Annotated in this window: 15 protein-coding genes; 8 read left to right on the forward strand and 7 right to left on the reverse strand. The window is 65.3% G+C overall.

From position 1 onward, the window contains the following. Positions 1-218: 218 nt before the first annotated feature. The 5 genes from AB4099_RS17485 to AB4099_RS17505 are packed head-to-tail and all read left to right on the forward strand — an operon-like array spanning position 219 to position 5,607. On the forward strand, positions 219-950 hold the full coding sequence (locus AB4099_RS17485) for an amino acid ABC transporter ATP-binding protein (RefSeq protein WP_441479210.1): 732 nt from the start codon (positions 219-221) through the stop codon (positions 948-950). Between the two features lie 13 nt (positions 951-963). Beyond that, positions 964-1,998 (forward strand): Gfo/Idh/MocA family protein, encoded by a 1,035-nt coding sequence (locus tag AB4099_RS17490; protein ID WP_441478961.1) that lies wholly within the window; start codon positions 964-966, stop codon positions 1,996-1,998. Between the two features lie 15 nt (positions 1,999-2,013). Next, complete coding sequence (locus AB4099_RS17495; RefSeq protein ID WP_441478962.1) at positions 2,014-2,862, forward strand: shikimate dehydrogenase family protein; 849 nt, start codon at positions 2,014-2,016, stop codon at positions 2,860-2,862. Then, positions 2,859-4,766, forward strand: a complete 1,908-nt coding sequence (locus AB4099_RS17500) for a bifunctional sugar phosphate isomerase/epimerase/4-hydroxyphenylpyruvate dioxygenase family protein (protein ID WP_441478963.1) — start codon at positions 2,859-2,861, stop codon at positions 4,764-4,766. Before AB4099_RS17495 ends, AB4099_RS17500 begins: the two co-directional genes overlap by 4 nt. A gap of 10 nt (positions 4,767-4,776) precedes the next feature. Next, the gene (locus AB4099_RS17505; RefSeq protein ID WP_441478964.1) at positions 4,777-5,607 is read left to right on the forward strand and encodes a 3-oxoadipate:acetyl-CoA acetyltransferase; all 831 of its coding nucleotides are present in this window, start codon (positions 4,777-4,779) and stop codon (positions 5,605-5,607) included. Between the two features lie 240 nt (positions 5,608-5,847). On the opposite strand, the gene AB4099_RS17510 is transcribed toward AB4099_RS17505, so the two are convergent. Together AB4099_RS17510 and AB4099_RS17515 are read right to left on the reverse strand one after the other, a co-directional pair. Further along, the gene (locus AB4099_RS17510) at positions 5,848-6,945 is read right to left on the reverse strand and encodes a pyridoxal phosphate-dependent aminotransferase (protein WP_441478965.1); all 1,098 of its coding nucleotides are present in this window, start codon (positions 6,943-6,945) and stop codon (positions 5,848-5,850) included. 35 nt (positions 6,946-6,980) lie between these two features. Beyond that, positions 6,981-7,991 carry an amino acid ABC transporter substrate-binding protein gene (locus AB4099_RS17515; protein ID WP_441478966.1) on the reverse strand — a complete coding sequence of 337 codons (1,011 nt, stop codon included), beginning with the start codon at positions 7,989-7,991 and terminating at the stop codon, positions 6,981-6,983. Positions 7,992-8,191: 200 nt separating this feature from the next. Here AB4099_RS17515 and AB4099_RS17520 point away from each other — a divergent pair, with 200 nt between their 5' ends. The 3 genes from AB4099_RS17520 to AB4099_RS17530 are packed head-to-tail and all read left to right on the forward strand — an operon-like array spanning position 8,192 to position 10,875. Continuing rightward, positions 8,192-8,992 (forward strand): HpcH/HpaI aldolase family protein, encoded by an 801-nt coding sequence (locus tag AB4099_RS17520; RefSeq protein WP_441478967.1) that lies wholly within the window; start codon positions 8,192-8,194, stop codon positions 8,990-8,992. 16 nt (positions 8,993-9,008) lie between these two features. Next, entirely contained in the window at positions 9,009-9,923 is a 915-nt protein-coding gene (locus AB4099_RS17525) for a cupin domain-containing protein (protein WP_441478968.1), read from the forward strand. A 10-nt stretch (positions 9,924-9,933) separates the two neighbouring features. Next, positions 9,934-10,875, forward strand: coding sequence for a DUF6282 family protein (locus tag AB4099_RS17530; protein ID WP_441478969.1), 942 nt, complete (start codon positions 9,934-9,936; stop codon positions 10,873-10,875). 164 nt (positions 10,876-11,039) lie between these two features. On the opposite strand, the gene AB4099_RS17535 is transcribed toward AB4099_RS17530, so the two are convergent. From AB4099_RS17535 to AB4099_RS17555, 5 genes are all read right to left on the reverse strand, one after another. Then, positions 11,040-12,023, reverse strand: a complete 984-nt coding sequence (locus AB4099_RS17535) for a Bug family tripartite tricarboxylate transporter substrate binding protein (protein WP_441478970.1) — start codon at positions 12,021-12,023, stop codon at positions 11,040-11,042. A 95-nt stretch (positions 12,024-12,118) separates the two neighbouring features. Beyond that, positions 12,119-12,922, reverse strand: coding sequence for a DNA-binding transcriptional regulator (locus AB4099_RS17540; protein WP_441478971.1), 804 nt, complete (start codon positions 12,920-12,922; stop codon positions 12,119-12,121). A 101-nt stretch (positions 12,923-13,023) separates the two neighbouring features. Next, positions 13,024-14,007: an NAD(P)H-quinone oxidoreductase gene (locus AB4099_RS17545; protein ID WP_441478972.1), complete on the reverse strand. Its 984-nt coding sequence runs from the start codon at positions 14,005-14,007 to the stop codon at positions 13,024-13,026. After that, entirely contained in the window at positions 14,007-14,648 is a 642-nt protein-coding gene (locus AB4099_RS17550) for a fumarate hydratase C-terminal domain-containing protein (RefSeq protein ID WP_441478973.1), read from the reverse strand. The genes AB4099_RS17545 and AB4099_RS17550 overlap by 1 nt, the downstream gene beginning before the upstream one ends. Next, positions 14,645-15,514, reverse strand: a complete 870-nt coding sequence (locus AB4099_RS17555) for a fumarate hydratase (protein WP_441478974.1) — start codon at positions 15,512-15,514, stop codon at positions 14,645-14,647. The genes AB4099_RS17550 and AB4099_RS17555 overlap by 4 nt, the downstream gene beginning before the upstream one ends. Positions 15,515-15,677: the final 163 nt, after the last annotated feature.

Genomic DNA, 15,677 nt, shown 5'->3' on the forward strand with positions numbered 1-15,677 from the left:
AAGGAGATCAACGCCGCGATCAACGCCTTCATCRACAAGATCAGGGCCAATGGCGAACTCCAGAAAGTCTACGACAAGTGGATGAAGGTTCCCGTCCACAAGTTCCCGGACAGCCTCGAAGGCATCTCCTTCACCGCAAGCTGAGCGCGGCAGGACAGAACGGAGGAGAGGCCATGAACAGCCAGTCCGCGACTGCAACCATTCAAGGGACTGACGCCATGATCAAAATGGCGGGCGTCGAGAAATGGTATGGCGAGTTCAAGGCCCTGACCGACATCAACCTGTCGGTCCGCCAGGGTGAGAAGATCGTCCTGTGCGGGCCGTCAGGTTCGGGAAAATCGACCCTGATCCGTTGCATCAACCATCTCGAACCCTACCAGAAGGGTGAGATCCGTGTCGGTGGGACGGTTCTCAGCGATGATTCCAGGATCATCGATGCCGTTCGCCGCGAAGTCGGGATGGTGTTTCAGCATTTCAATCTGTTTCCGCATCTGACGGTGCTGGAGAACTGCATGCTGGCGCCGATGCGTTCGCTTCGCGCCAGCAAGGCGCAGGCCGAAGCCACGGCGAGGCGCCTGCTCGGCCGGGTCAAGATCGCCGAACAGGCGGAAAAATATCCAGCCCAGCTCTCTGGCGGACAGCAGCAGCGCGTCGCGATCGCGCGGGCCCTGTGCATGCAGCCGAAGGTCATGCTGTTCGACGAGCCGACCTCGGCGCTCGACCCCGAAATGGTCAAGGAGGTGCTCGACACCATGATCGGGCTCGCCGAGGAGGGCATGACGATGATCTGCGTCACCCACGAGATGGGATTTGCGCGCCAGGTCGCCGACCGCGTCATCTTCATGGCGAGCGGTGCGATCGTCGAAGAAGCGCCGCCGGCTGCGTTCTTCACCAATCCGCGCCACGAGCGTACCAGGCAGTTCCTCGGTGAGATCCTGCACAAGCACTAAGGAGGAGGCCCGGATGGCCGATCTGCAATCAAGGCCGCTGCGTCTCGGTATCCTCGGTGCGGCGAACATCGCACGCAGCTTTGCGAGCGGTGTCGCGCCGTCGAAGACTGTCACGGTCGCTGCCGTTGCCAGCCGCGATGCCGGGAAGGCCGGACGCTTTGCGATGGAATGCGGCATTCCGCGCTTCCATGGCTCCTACGAAGCCTTGCTGGCCGATCCGGAAATCGACGCGATCTACAATCCGCTGCCGAACTCGCTCCATGCGGAATGGTCGATCCGGGCCATGCAAGCCGGCAAGCATGTGCTCTGCGAGAAGCCGCTGGCGATGAACGCGACCGAAGTCCGCGCCATGGCCGCTGCTGCGCGCCAGCACGGACGCCATCTCGTCGAGGCCTATCCCTACCGCGCACAAGCCCAGACGCTGAAACTGCGCGAATTGCTCAACGCGGGCGCGATCGGCAAGGTTCAGCTCATCCGGTCGAGTTTTGGCGTCGCCTTCTCCGACCCGGCGAATATCCGCCTGAAGCCCGAGGTCGGCGGTGGCGCCCTTCTCGACGCGGGCAGTTATGCCGTCAGCCTGGCGCTTCTCGTCGCAGGCGCACGGCCTGAGCGCGTCAGCGCGACCGCGCGCTGGAGCGAAACCGGCGTCGATCGCAGCGTTGCGGCCACGCTGGAATTTCCGGGCGGAGCGCTTGCGCAGATCTCGTGCAGCTTTGCCACAGCCTATCACCGCCATGCCCTGATCGCGGGGGAGGCCGGAACGATCGAGACGACCTATCTCAACCATCCCCCACTCGGCGGACCGCCTATGCTGACGATCCGGCGCGGAACGACCGTCCAGACCGCGCCCGAGACCATCGAGGTTGCGCCGGGCAATGGGTTCCTCGCGGAAGCGGAGTCGTTCGAGCGGCTGGTGCGGCGAGGGCCCGAGCACTGGACCGGCGCGACCCTGGCGGAATCCATCGATATTGCGATGACGCTGGATGCGATCCTGGCCAGCGCCCGGTCGGGCGCAGCCGTCAGCGTCGCTGCCGAGATCAACACCTAGGAAAGCCAGTTCGTCATGATTCGCGGCACGACGAAACTCATCGCCCATCTCGGCTATCCGACCGAGAGCTTTAAGGCGCCGATGATCTACAACCCCTATTTCGAGCGAGAAGGGATCGACGCCGTCGTGGTGCCGATGGGCTGCAAGGCGGATGATTATCCGGCCTTCCTCAGGCTCTTCTTCAGGCTCTCCAACGCTCACGGCGCCCTTATCACCATGCCGCATAAGGTGACGACAACCGGGCTCGTCGACGAGGTGCAAACCACTGCGGCGATTGCGGGAGCCTGCAATGCAGTGCGGCTCGATGCCGACGGCCGGTTGGTCGGCGACATGTTCGACGGCGAGGGCTTCGTGCGCGGTGTGCTGGGCAAGGGCCGCGTGCTCAAGGGGGCACGTGCGCTTGTCGTTGGCGCCGGCGGCGTCGGTTCGGCAATCGCGGCCTCGCTCGCCAAGGCGGGTGTGGCGGCGCTCGGCTTGTTCGATAGCCATGCGCCCTTGGCGAATGGCCTCGCTGACAGGCTTCGCAAGCACTATCCGGAACTGGTCGTCACGGTCGGCTCGAATGATCCGGCCGGCTTCGAAATCGTGGTCAACGCCACACCGCTCGGCATGAAGGCCGGCGATGCCCTGCCGATGGATGTCGCGCGCATCGCGCCTTCGGCCTTTGTCGGGGAGGTGGTGATGAAACAGGAGATCACCCCCTTCCTGGCCGCCGTTCGTGCCCGTGGCTGCGCTTTCCAGATCGGCGTTGACATGCTGTTCGAACAGATCCCGGGCTATCTCGAGTTCTTCGGATTCCCCACGACGACATCGGAGGATCTGCGCTCGGTCGCACAGCTCGGCTATGAGGAGACGCGCTCATGATCCCTTCCATCGCTACCGTCTGCGTCTCCGGTACGCTTCAGGAGAAGCTCGAGGCCATTGCGGTGGCCGGCTTTCGTGCCGTCGAGATTTTTGAGAACGACCTGATCGCCTTCCCGGGCTCGCCGGCAGAGGTTCGCCGGATCTGCAGCGATCTCGGGCTTGCGATCGTGACCTGCCAGCCGTTCCGCGATTTCGAGGGCATGCCCGATGCGCGGCGGGTGCGGACATTCGACCGGGCGGAACGTAAATTCGACCTCCTGCAGGAGCTCGGGACCGACCTGCTCTTCGTCTGCTCGAGTGTCTCGCCCGAGGGCTTGAGCGGCATCGACCGGCTCGCCGGCGATTTCGCCGAGCTTGGCGAGCGGGCCGCCAGACGAGGCTTGCGCGTCGGCTATGAGGCGCTGGCCTGGGGACGCCATGTCTTCGACTATCGCGATGCCTGGGAGATCGCGCGCCGGGCCGGTCGCGACAATGTCGGCATCATCCTGGACAGCTTCCACATCCTCTCGCGCGGGCTCGATCCCACCAGCATCGGCACCATCCCGCGCGACCGGATTTTCATGGTGCAGATGGCGGACGCCCCCAAGCTGCAGATGGATCATCTCTCCTGGAGCCGCCACTGGCGCTGCCTGCCGGGGCAGGGCGATCTCGATCTGGCCGCCTTCATGAGGGCGCTCGCGTCGACCGGCTATGACGGCGTCCTGTCGCTCGAAATCTTCAACGACCGATTCCGGGCCGGCTCTGCCCGCTCGGTGGCGCTCGACGGCCATCGTTCTTTGCTCTGGCTGTTCGACGAGACGGCACGGGAGCTCGGCCGGCCGGTGCCCGGCGCGGTCGCAATGCCGGCGCCCGAGCCTGTCGAAGCGGTCGAGTTCATCGAGTTCGCCATCGCCGAGGCCGAACGGCCGGGCTTCCAACGCCTTCTGAGCGCGCTCGGATTCCGCCGTGTCGGTGCGCATCGCTCCAAGGATGTCGATCTCTGGAGCCAGGGCGATATCCGCATCGTACTCAACAGCGATATCGACGGTTTCGCCCATAGCTACCAGATCACGCATGGGACCTCGGTCTGCGCGATCGCGCTGAGGGTTGCAGATGCGGGCGCGGCCACAGAACGCGCGACGGCCTTGCTCGATGTGCCTCATGCGGGCGCGGTCGGGCCGGGCGAGCTCGACATCCCGGCGGTGCGCGGCCTTGGCGGCAGCCTGCTCTATTTCCTGGATCAGTCTTCCGCCCTGGGGCGCTGGTCGGAGGTGGATTTCGGGCCCACTGGCGCGAATGGCTCAAGCGCCGGATTGGTGGGTGTCGACCACATCTCGCAGAGCATGCAGTACGAGGAAATGCTGACCTGGCTGCTGTTCTACTCGTCGCTGTTCAAGACGACGAAGACGCCGAGCCAGGCGGTGATCGATCCAGGGGGCGTCGTCCAGAGCCAGGTCATCGAGAGCGGACTGGACGGGCAGGCCGGCCATGGCCTGAGGCTCATTCTCAACGGCTCGCAAAGCCACCGGACGCTGTCGGCCCGCTTTATCACTGATTTCTTCGGCTCCGGCGTGCAACATATCGCCTTCGCTACAAACGACATTCGGGCGACCGTCGAGCGGGTGGTGGCCAATGGCGTCGCCATGCTGCCGATCCCGGAGAACTACTACGATGACCTCGAAGCGCGGTCCGATCTGCCTCCCGAGGAGATCGATGCGCTGAAGGCGCTCAACATTCTCTACGACCGCGATGCCGGCGGCGATTTCTGGCAGGCCTATACCGCGACGCTCGATGGCGGGTTGTTCTTCGAGATCGTCCAGCGCAATGGCTATGGTGGCTATGGTGCGGCCAATGCGGGCATCCGCCTGACCGCGCAGGCGCGCCTGTCCCGCCCGATCACCGTGCCCGCGCCCACCCATGCTTGAAGGCGCTGCCATGACCACACCCTGCATCATTACTGTCGCGATCACCGGCTCGCTGCCGACCAAGCGCGACAATCCCGCCGTTCCGATCACGATCGCCGAGCAGGTCGAGTCGACGCAGGAGGCCTTTGAGGCGGGGGCGACGCTGGCGCATTGCCATGTCCGCACCGACGAGGGCACGCCGACCTCCGACCCTGAGCGTTTTGGCCGCCTGCTCGAGGGGCTGCGCAAACATTGCCCAGGCATCATCGTGCAGCTCTCCACCGGCGGGCGCTCTGGGGCGGGCAGGGAACGCGGAGGCATGATTCCGCTCAAGCCCGACATGTGCTCGCTCTCGACCGGCTCATGCAATTTTCCGACGCGGGTCTATGAGAACAGCCCGGATCTCGTCGACTGGCTGGCGGCGGAGATGCTGGCCCACGGCGTCAAGCCCGAGATCGAAGCCTTCGATCTCTCGATGATCTTCAAGGCTGCCGAGATGGGCATCGCGGGCGCGATCAACGGGCCCCTGCATGTCCAGTTCGTGATGGGCGTGAAGAACGCGATGCCGGTCGACCGCGCCGTGTTCGAATTCTACATCGCGACATTGAAGCGGCTGGCGCCTGACGCGACCTGGACGGGCGCCGGAATCGGGCGCGACCAGATCACGCTGAACCGTTGGTCACTCGAACTCGGCGGTCATTGCCGCACGGGGCTGGAGGACAATGTCCGCCTCGACCGAGACACGCTCGCGCCGTCCAATGCCGCCCTCGTGAAGCGCATCGCCGAGATGGCAGGCAGCTACGGCCGCCACGTGGCGTCGGTCGCAGAGGCGCGGAGGCTGCTGTCGCTGCCGACGGCGTGAGGCCGTGGCCATTCAAGCTCCAGGTTGACGCTCCGCGACGTGGGGCGGGCAGCATGTGTTTGTCTGTCCCAGGGCAGCATCGCGGTGGCCGAAGAAGGGCGCCGTAGAAGGGCGCCGTAATGGCCCATGGCGGAAGCACCAACTCGCCATGCTCGGGTCGGCTTTAGCCACGCCGGAGCGCTGCAGCACGAAGCGGCGCCTGCCGGGCGCCGCCTGGGACAATGAAACGCTTGCGTTGGATCAGCCGACGGCCCGCTTCAGCACCGTGACCAGGGCAGCCATCTCATCCCTTGCACCGATCGAGATGCGCAGGGCGCCCTGTGTACCCGGGACATCGAACATCATGATGTGGATGTTTGCCGCCTTCAGTGCCGAGAAGAATTCGGCGGCCGGTGCGGGCGTAAGGACCGCCAGGAAATTCGCGGCGCTGGGCAAGGCCACGAAGCCAAGATCCTTCAACTGGTCCGCGAGCCAGTCGCGGCCGTCCGCGGTTCTGCTGAGCAAGTCGGTGAGATAGGCGGGCTCCTTCAAGGCCGCTTCGGCTCCCGCCAATGCTACGGCGTTGACGCTGAAATTCGTGCGGATCTTGCGATAGGCATCAGCCAGCGCCGGTGAGCCGACGATGCCGTATCCGACGCGGATGCCGGCAAGACCGAATGCCTTCGAGAAGGTGCGCGTCGAGATCCAGGGGCCGCTGCGGCGGCGCAGGATGGCGAGCACGTCCGGCCCGCCGGCATGATGGCCGAACTCGAAATAGGCCTCGTCGAAATGCAGCAGGACATGATCCGGGACGCCGGCGACGAGTTGCTCGACATCGGCCTCATCGAGCATGCCGCCGGTCGGATTATGCGGCGAGGCGACGAAGACGAGGCGTGTCCGGACGGTGATGGCGCTCAGGGTGCCCTCGATGTCGACGAGGCCATCGCGCCGGTTCGGAACAGCGACGAGCTGTGCGCCGCGCATTGCGGCGCCCTTGGCATAGGCTGGAAAGCCGGGATGCGGCGCCACCGCCTCGTCGCCCGCGTCGAGGGCCAATTCGGCGCTGGCGAAGAGGAGTTCGTTCGAGCCGGCCCCCAGCACGATCTGCGCTGGCGGTACGGAAAGGCGCGAAGACAGCGCTTCGATCAGCGTGGCGCCGTCATGGTCGGGGTAGCGATTCACCTGGCCGGCGGCGGCGCACATCGCCGCCACGACGCTCGGAGCGGGCGGCTCCGAGGACTCGTTGAGATGCAGGCTGACCGGCGGCGGCGCTCCCTCCGTGGGAGCGGGAGTACGCCGCGCCGGGACATTCTGCAGGCGTGCAATACGCGGAACCGGGATGACGGTGGGGTTCGACACAGGTTTCTCCGTAGTGGGCGCGGCAACGCGAGTGGTCAGCGTACCGGTGGCGAATATTGCAGGCCGCCCTTGCTCCAGAGATTGTTCAGCCCGCGCGCGATCCCCAGCCGCGAGCCCGCGCCGACATTGCGGTCGTGGGATTCGCCGTAATTGCCGACCTGCTTGACGATCTGCATCGCCCAATCGTTCTTCAGGCCCATCGGCTCGCCGAACTTGCCCTCGCTGCCAAGCAGGCGGCGCACCTCGGGAGAGCCGGAGGCGGCGAGCTGGTCGGCATTGGCCGAGCTGACACCGAGCTCTTCCGCAGCAACCATCGCAAAATAGGACCAGCGGACGATGCTGTTCCAAGCCTCGTCGCCCTGCCTCACGACTGGCCCGAGCGGCTCCTTCGAGATCAGTTCGGGCAGGATCACGAATTCTGCCGGGTTGACCAGCTTCAGCCTGTAGGCCGACAGCGCCGAGACGTCGTTGCTGAAGACGTCGCAGCGTCCCGACTCGAAGGCCTTGGCAGCCTGATCGCCCGATTCAAAGCTGACGGACTCGTATTTCATGCCATTGGCACGAAAGAAGTCGGCGATGTTCAGTTCCGTGGTCGTGCCGGTCGGCACGCAGACCGACGCGCCGCCAAGCTCCTTGGCGGAGCCCGCATTGAGCGACTTGCGGATCATGAAGCCCTGGCCGTCATAGTAGTTGATCCCGGCGAAGCGCAGGCCGAGTTGCGTGTCGCGCGAGAGCGTCCAGGTCGCCTGACGCGAGAGCACGTCGATTTCGCCGCTCTGCAGCGAGACGAACCTGTCCTTCGGACTGAGGGGGATGAACTTGACCTTGCTCGCGTCGCCCAATGTGGCGGCGGCGACGGCCCGGCACAGGTCGACATCGAATCCGGTCCAGCGACCGGCCTCGTCCGGGACGGAGAAGCCCGCCACACCCGGGCTGACGCCGCAGAGCAGCTGACCGCGCTCGCGGACCTTTTCGAGTGTGCCGGCCTGGGCGGAAACCGCCAGCGCCAGAGTGAAGCCCAAGGCCGTGGTCAAGCGAGCGTACATGTGATGATCCTCCCCATTTGTCTGTGGTGGTGGGCGATCCATCGGCCGACCACAACGGGGTTCTTTGTTCGTTTCATTGTTTGAAACGATGGGCGCCGCGCGCGCCATTTCACGATGCGAAATGTGCGGAGATCGCCATGCTGCGCCGGCGCCGGATGCGATGATGGCCCATCCCAGCCGCTCGATCCCGTGCCGAGTCCATGCAGAACACGCCCCACAATTCCTTCCGGCGCCGCTTGCTCGATCGCGAGTCCTTGATCGGCAGCTTCATCAAGACACCGACCGGCCACGCCATCGAGATCCTCGGCGCAGTCGGCTTCGACTTCGTCGTCATCGACCAGGAGCATGCCCCCTTCGATAGGGGCTCGACCGATGTGGCGCTTCTCGCGGCCCGGGCTGCCGGGGTCGCCGGGGTCGTGCGTGTTCCGGTGCTTTCGCATGACGCGATCCTCTCGGTCCTGGATTGCGGCGCGGTCGGCGTCCTGGCGCCGCATGTCTCGAGTGTCGCGCAGGCTCGTACCCTTGCAGCCGCCTGCCGCTATCGGGGCGGCGCGCGCGGTTTTTCGGGCGTGACCCGGGCCGGCGGTTATGGCGCCTTGAAGATGTGGAGCCATGTTGAAGCGGCCGACGCCGCTACGGCCGCCATCGCGATGATCGAGGATCCCGCTGCACTCGAGGAGATCGACGCGATCCTCGCCGTCGATGGGCTCGACGCCGTCTTCATTGGCCGTGGCGACCTCACGGTTGCTTTCGGTGCGCCGACACGGGACGCGCCTGTGGTCCGCGATGCGGTGGACAGGATCATCGCCGCAGCGAAACGGGCGAACAAGCCGGTCTGCGTCATGACCGATGGCGCCGATGAGGCCGCCGATTTTGCCGAGCGCGGTGCAAGCGCCTTCATCGTCTCGTCCGACCAGGGCTTCCTGAGGAAAGCGGCCGGCCACGCATTCAGCGAGATGTCGGCGATGAAAACCCGTGCTTCGCAGGCTGCTGTCGGCTGAACTGGAGAGATTTTCGATGTTCCACCCAACCGATCCCCGCGCCAAACTCGCGACCGGGGCGCCTGCCAAGGCTTCTCCCGTTTCGGCCTATGCCGGCGCGGATTATGCGCGCTTCTATGCGCAGGAGCCGCAGGAGGCCGGGCCCGATGCCCGCACCTGGATCGCGCGCGGGCAGAATTTCATCGTCGCTTATTCGGAGGTGCGCGCAGGGGCGAGCCTGGCGCGCATCGGCCAGCCGGATGAGTATTGCGTGATCCTGCCGGACGCTGCCATGGGCGCGTCCCTCTCTGCCCGCGGGGAGAGCCTCGCCGCGCCGGGCGCATCCATCCTGTTCGTGCCGCCCGGAGATTCCGAGGTCACGGCAGCCAGCGATGGCCGCGTCATCCGGATTTTCTCCACTGCTGCGGCCGATCTGGCGGCGGCCTGCTCCAATGCCTCGTCCTATGCCGAGCCGCATGCCAATGTCGCGCTCCTGGAGCCTTGGCCCGAACCGCGCGGTGGCTGGAAGCTGCGGCGCTACAGCCTGGAAGGTGAGGGGGGCGAGAGCCGCTTTGGCCGGATTTTTCGCTGCACGACGCTGATGGTGAACATGCTCGATCCGCGGCTCGGGCTGCGCGACATCACCAAGCTCTCGCCGCATCACCATGACGATTTCGAGCAGGGCTCGCTCGTTATCGACGGCGCCTACATCCACGATATCCGCTGGCCCTGGACGCCAGATATGAGGATCTGGCGCGAGGATGAGCACGAGTTGATGGCGGCTCCGTCGCTGACGGTCATCCCGCCGCCCTCGATCCACACGTCCCGGTCGGTGCTGCCCGGCCTCAATCAGATGATCGACATCTTCTCCCCGCCACGCATGGATTTCTCGGAAAAGCCCGGTTGGGTGATCAACGCCGCAGATTATCCAATGCCTGGCGAAACGCCCTGAGGACTTCAGCATGCTTCTGGACAAGGCCCCCCAAATCGACCGTGCCCGGCAGGTCGCGGATCTGCTCGTCGGTGCGGTCGATCTGCACTGTCACAGCGGCCCCGCCGCGATGCCGCGCATCCTCGACCATCATGAGGCGATGCTCGACGCTGCCTCGGCGAAGTTCCGCGCCCTTGTCTACAAGGACCATTTCTACCTCGGCACCTCGCATGCCGTGATGCTGGAAAAGCTCTTCCCCGACAATGGCCTGAAGCTGTTCTCCGGCGTGGCGCTGAACAATGCCTCGGGCGGGTTCAATCCGCATGCCGTCGATCATTGCATCAAGATCGGTGGCAAGATCGTCTGGTTGCCGACCCTCTCGGCCGCGAACCATATCGCGGTCCTGGCGTCAGGCGCCGTCAAGACCTTCCCCAAGACCGCAGGGAAGATGCTGGATGCGCTGCCGCTCACCGCGCTCGATGCGAACGGCACGGTGACGGACGCGGTCAAGCAGATCCTCGACCTGATCGCCGAGGGGGACATCGTTCTTGCGGGCGGCCACCTCCATGCCTCTGAACTCCACCTCGTGTTCGAGGAGGCGCGTGCGCGCGGCGTCCGCAAGATGATCGTCAACCACCCGACCTATATCGTGGGCTGCACGGATGCCGACATCCGCCAGCTCGTTTCGCTCGGTGCCTATATGGAGCACTCGATCTGCATGTTCGTCGAAGGGCGCTCGAAGAAATACGAGATGTCCGACCTCGCTCATCTGATCGAGGTCGCCGGTGTCGAACGCACCCTGCTGTGCTCCGATCTCGGCCTGCTCGGTTCGCCGCGCCCGGTCGATGGCTACCGCGAGATCGTCGGTGGGCTGCTCGACCTGCAGTTCGGCGAGAAGGATATCAGGACCATGATTGGCGGACATGCGGCAGCATTGCTGAATCTCGACGTCGCTTCACCGAACGCCGCCTGATCCTGAGAACGCAGAAACCCCGGGTGAGCGGTTGCGCTCGCCCGGGGTTTTTCTTTGCGGTGAAGGTTTGGATGATCGGCCCGGATATCGTATCGGGCGCGATGATCTAACCTTCTGTTTGCTTCGGCTGTCCCGAAAGCCGCATTCCGCGTTCGGGGCGATGCTTAGTCGAGGGCGATGGCGGCGGTGCGGATGACCTCGCTCCATTTGGCGATTTCCTGCGCCTGGGCCTTCCGGACGACGTCCGGTCCGCCGCCGAGCGAGCGCACGCCGATCGGATCGAGCTTCGCCCGGCCCTCCGCGCTCAGCACATAGTCGTTCACGATCGTGCTGATCCGGCGCGAAATCGGCTCGGGAAGGCCCTTGGGGCCGACGATCGCATACCAGGAGGAGGCGTTGACACCTGTCAGTCCCGCTTCCGACAGGGTCGGCACATCGGGCAGTTGCGGCGCGCGCTCTTCGGCCGTGACCGCGAGTGCGCGGATGGCTCCGGATTTCACATGCGGAATATAGGGCGGCAGGAAATCGACGGCGACATTGACGATTCCTGCGAGGAGATCGGTCGCCAGCGGCGCAGACCCGCGGTAGGGCACATGGGTCATCTGGAAACCGCCCTTGCGCTGGATCAGTTCGCCGGCGATGTGCCCCATCAGGCCGAAGCCCGGGCTTCCGAAAGTGAGCTTGCCCGGATTGGCTTTGCCGTAGGCGATGAGCTCAGACAGTGTCTTGACCGGCAGGGAAGGGTGCGTCGCCACCACAACCTGCACATCTCCGATCATGGCGATCGGCTCGAAATCGACGAGCGGGTCGAAGCTGAGCGTCTTGTAGAGCAGCTTGTTGGTGACGAGCGGCCCAGACGAGGAGACGAACAGCGTATGCCCGTCGGGGGCGGCGCGCACGACGCTGGCCGCGGCGAGGTTTCCGCCGGCACCAGGTTTGTTCTCGACGATGAAACCTTGCCCCAGCTCTGCGCGGAGCCTCTCCGCGAGCAGGCGGGCCACGACATCGGTGGCCGCGCCGGCCGGGAAGGGGACGATGATGGTCACCGGCCGTGCCGGCCAGCTCTGACCGAGCGCGCCCCGCGTGCTCGCCAGAGCACCGAGGCCGACGAGCGACGCCGCGAACGCGCGGCGAGAATACAATGACATGGTGGCTGTTCCTCCGGAGCGGCAACCGATCGTTCGGCGCGGTTGTGCCTCGGAACTATGCGCGGCTTCCTGGCGATGGAGGTTGGGAAGGCGGCCTATTTCTCATCCTGAAACGCGACGCCCATTGATTGCGACAGCGCCTTGAGTTGCGTCTCGATGCTTGCCGCCGCCTTCTTCAGGGGATGGATGATCCGCGCGCGGTCATCGGGTGTCGCCACGACGGACCGGAAGAAGGTGACGCCGAAGGTCGCTAGCACGCGCTCGCCCAGCATGATGGGAACGGCAATCGTCGCAGAAGTGCGCGGCTCGACGGCAGGGTCGCGCTCGGTGTAGCCGCGCCAGCGTGCCTGGGCGATCAGCCGTTCCAACTCCTCGTCGCCGAGGCCGCTGTTCTCGGGGTCCAGGGAAGCCAGCATCGCAGAGCGCACGATCGTACGCTCCTCTTCGGGACAGAATGCGAGATAGGCCCGCCCGAGCGCGCGCCCTCCCAGGCTCAGCCGATGGCCGAGTGTCGCGTGGAACGGGGAAATCGGACTGTCGGGTATGGTGCTGAAACGCACGATCACGGCGTCGTAGTCGAGGACGCAGACGGCGCAGGGCCATTTGATTTGCCGGGTAAGGGCCGTCGCCCAGGGGCGCGCGGCCTCGATCACCATCGGCGCACCGTGGAAGCCGGCGCTCAGCCGGTTCACGCCGGAGGTCACCTGATACCCCCGCACACGGCTGTCGCGCATGACATAGCCGGTGGCGATGAGCGTTTCGAGGAGCCGCACGATCGTCGGCTTGGGCAGGCCCGTTCGCCGATGGAGATCGCCGACCGTGGCCAATCCGCTGCGGTTGATTTCGGCGAGAAGGTCGAGCGCCTTGACGACGGACTGGACGGGAGTGAACGAGGGCAAGAGGCGGTCCCAGCCAGACGGATTGTTATGCGTGATGCTGGGGCATCCGCCTGCTCGATGCCAAGGAGACCTGCTGCCCGAAGCGATGTCAAACGCTGGTGTCAGCCATCGAGCGTGAGGACGACCTTGCCCACCTGTTCGCCGGCGTCCATCAGGGCATGGGCGTCCCGTACATCGCGCCAGTCGAAGGTTGCGCAGATGTGGTTGCGAATGCGCCCGCTCTCAAGCAACGGCCAGACATGGGCGACAAGCTCCGACGCGATCCGCCCCTTATAGGCCGCAGGGCGCGGGCGCAGGGTCGAACCGGTCAGGGTCAGGCGACGCCGGACGATGTTGCGGACATTGACTTCCGCCACCTGGCCGAGATGGCTGGCGATCAGCACGACGCGGCCGTCGGGCGCAAGCAGCTGTAGCTGCTTCTCGGTGTAGGGGCCGGCCTGCGCGTCGAGCGCGACGTCGACCTGCTCTGCGCCGATTGTCGCAACGATCTCGGCCGCCCAGTCCTCCCGATAATTTACTGCGTGATCGGCGCCGATCTCCCGGCAGATGTCGAGCTTCGCGGCTGTTCCTGCCGTCGCGATCACGCGGGCCTGCCGCAAGCTCTTGGCGATCTGGATCGCTGCCATGCCGACGCCGCTGGTGCCGCCTTGCACGAGCAGCGTTTCACCTTCCGCGAGCCGTCCAAGCCAGATCACATTGTTCCAGGCGGTGAAGAAGGCTTCAGGCAGTGCCGCAGCTTCAGTGAAGCTCGCTCCCTTCGGCATGGGCATGCACTGAACCGCGGGCACGGCGCAGAGCTCGGCATATCCGCCGCCATTGGCGAGCGCGCAGACTGCGTCACCCGTCCTGGGCCATTCCACCTCCGCGCCGACGGCTTCGACGATGCCTGCAACGTCGAGGCCAGGCAGGTCGGTCGCGCCGGGCGGTGGCGGATAGAGCCCGCGCCGCTGCTGCACATCCGGGCGGTTCACGGCCGCGGCCCGGACCCGGATGAGGACGTCATTGGGGCCAAGCGCAGGGGACGCGCGCTCGCAAAAGGCCAGCACCTCCGGCCCACCGGGCCGGGTGATCTCGATCGCTTGCATCAGTGTTTCTCGTCGACGGGGGTAGTGGGAGCCCGCAGGGCCTGCAGGATTTCCGGCAGGCGCGCCTGGGCGGAGGTCATCAGGCGCTCATAGATCGAGTTGCCATGGGCATCGATCGCAACCGTCACCGGTCCGAAACCTCCCAGCCTGACGCGGTTCAGCCGGAACTGCATGATCAGGTCGTTCCAGGCGCTGTCGACGACCTCTTCGACGCCTTCGCTGAGCAGCGCCGACGCGCCACCGACGAAGGAGAAATAGACGCAGCCGATCTCGAGCATGGCGTCAGCGCTTTCGCGCGACAATCCGCCCTTGCCGCCGACGGAGGTCAGGCCGAGCTCCCGGATCAAGGCAGGCATCAGGCCGTTGAAGCGGCTCGAGGTCGTTGGATTGACATAATGGAGGCGTCCCGGCCTGCCATCCACTTCGTCATAGCTGACGCCCATATGGAAGAAAGCGCCGCCCCGCATCGGTGTCGGCATCTCGCGACCGGCCGCGACCTCGGACACCATGCGCTTCTGCGTGGGCATGCCGACTGTCGCCACCGCTTCGCCATCGAGCAGGAAGAGATCGCCCAGCTTCAGAGCCCGAGCCGCGGCAGGTGTCAGCGGTAGCTTCAGGCGGGGCAGGTCGAAGGAGCTCATTCGATCCGCTCCACAACGCCTGAATTGTGGATCTTCGCACGCGTCCGCCGGTTGATCCAGCAATTGAAGGAGACTGCGACAGGGGTGAAACCGTGGCCTGACGCGTACTCGACATGCACACCGAAGGTCGTGGTCGAGCCGCCGACGCCCATGGGCCCGAAACCGGTCTGGTTGACCGCCCTTGTCAGGCGCACCTCCATATCGGCGACCATCGGCTCCGGATTATGGTGGCCGAATGGCCGCAGCGTCGCGTCCTTGGAGAGCTTCGCGGCATGGTCGAAGGTGCCGCCGATGCCGACGCCGATCACCACGGGAGGGCAGTGCTGACCGCCGGCACGCATGACCATATCGAGGATGCAGCGTTCGATCTCATCGAGGCTCGGGCTGACCAGCGTCTCGATCGCAGCCCAGCGGCCCCCGCCGAGCGCCTTCGGCGCGCAGGTGATATCCATGTAGTCGACATCGCCAAGCAGGTCATAGGAGACCAGCGGCATGTCCTTGCCCTTGTAGCTGCGCTCATTCGTCAGCGGATTGGTGACGAAGCGCAGGATCGGCGGCTGGATCGTCTGGACCAGGTGCTCGAAGCCATCGGCGATGGCCTGGCGGATGTCGCCTTGCATCTGGACACCCGATCCGATCTTCACGGCATAGCTCGGAACCCCTGCATCCGAGCACAGGAAGCGCCCGGTCCGCTCTGCCGTTTCCGCACTGTCGAGCATGAAGGCCAGCGTCTTGCGTGCATGGGGCACGGTCTCGGTCTCGACCGCATTGCGCAGGGCGCTCTTCGATGTCTCCGGGATCCGGCGCAGCGACCAGTCATAGAGATTGGCCGTGACCTCCTTCACCAGATCATATGTTATCGCCATGCGCCGCTGCCCAGTTCACCTCTCCCCAACCTAGCGGGCCCGGACAGGGGGATGGTTCAAAGCGCCGGCGTTTCGCACGATGAAATGAGCGCGCTGTGCATACTTTGCTATCCAGCCCCTCCTAGGATCGATCGAGTTTCACAGTCACAGGCCTGATGATGTC

The organism is Allobosea sp. 2KB_26 (genome assembly GCF_052115715.1).
In the GTDB taxonomy this organism is placed as follows: Bacteria; Pseudomonadota; Alphaproteobacteria; order Rhizobiales; family Beijerinckiaceae; genus Allobosea.

Bases quoted from the DNA above. Each gene is read 5' to 3' on its own strand.
- AB4099_RS17490 (WP_441478961.1), top strand. From the start codon at position 964: ATGGCCGATCTGCAATCAAGGCCGCTGCGTCTCGGTATCCTCGGTGCG.
- AB4099_RS17515 (WP_441478966.1), bottom strand. From the start codon at position 7,991: ATGTACGCTCGCTTGACCACGGCCTTGGGCTTCACTCTGGCGCTGGCG.
- AB4099_RS17485 (WP_441479210.1), top strand. From the start codon at position 219: ATGATCAAAATGGCGGGCGTCGAGAAATGGTATGGCGAGTTCAAGGCC.
- AB4099_RS17500 (WP_441478963.1), top strand. From the start codon at position 2,859: ATGATCCCTTCCATCGCTACCGTCTGCGTCTCCGGTACGCTTCAGGAG.
- AB4099_RS17555 (WP_441478974.1), bottom strand. From the start codon at position 15,514: ATGGCGATAACATATGATCTGGTGAAGGAGGTCACGGCCAATCTCTAT.
- AB4099_RS17535 (WP_441478970.1), bottom strand. From the start codon at position 12,023: ATGTCATTGTATTCTCGCCGCGCGTTCGCGGCGTCGCTCGTCGGCCTC.
- AB4099_RS17545 (WP_441478972.1), bottom strand. From the start codon at position 14,007: ATGCAAGCGATCGAGATCACCCGGCCCGGTGGGCCGGAGGTGCTGGCC.
- AB4099_RS17530 (WP_441478969.1), top strand. From the start codon at position 9,934: ATGCTTCTGGACAAGGCCCCCCAAATCGACCGTGCCCGGCAGGTCGCG.
- AB4099_RS17505 (WP_441478964.1), top strand. From the start codon at position 4,777: ATGACCACACCCTGCATCATTACTGTCGCGATCACCGGCTCGCTGCCG.
- AB4099_RS17495 (WP_441478962.1), top strand. From the start codon at position 2,014: ATGATTCGCGGCACGACGAAACTCATCGCCCATCTCGGCTATCCGACC.
- AB4099_RS17520 (WP_441478967.1), top strand. From the start codon at position 8,192: ATGCAGAACACGCCCCACAATTCCTTCCGGCGCCGCTTGCTCGATCGC.
- AB4099_RS17525 (WP_441478968.1), top strand. From the start codon at position 9,009: ATGTTCCACCCAACCGATCCCCGCGCCAAACTCGCGACCGGGGCGCCT.
- AB4099_RS17550 (WP_441478973.1), bottom strand. From the start codon at position 14,648: ATGAGCTCCTTCGACCTGCCCCGCCTGAAGCTACCGCTGACACCTGCC.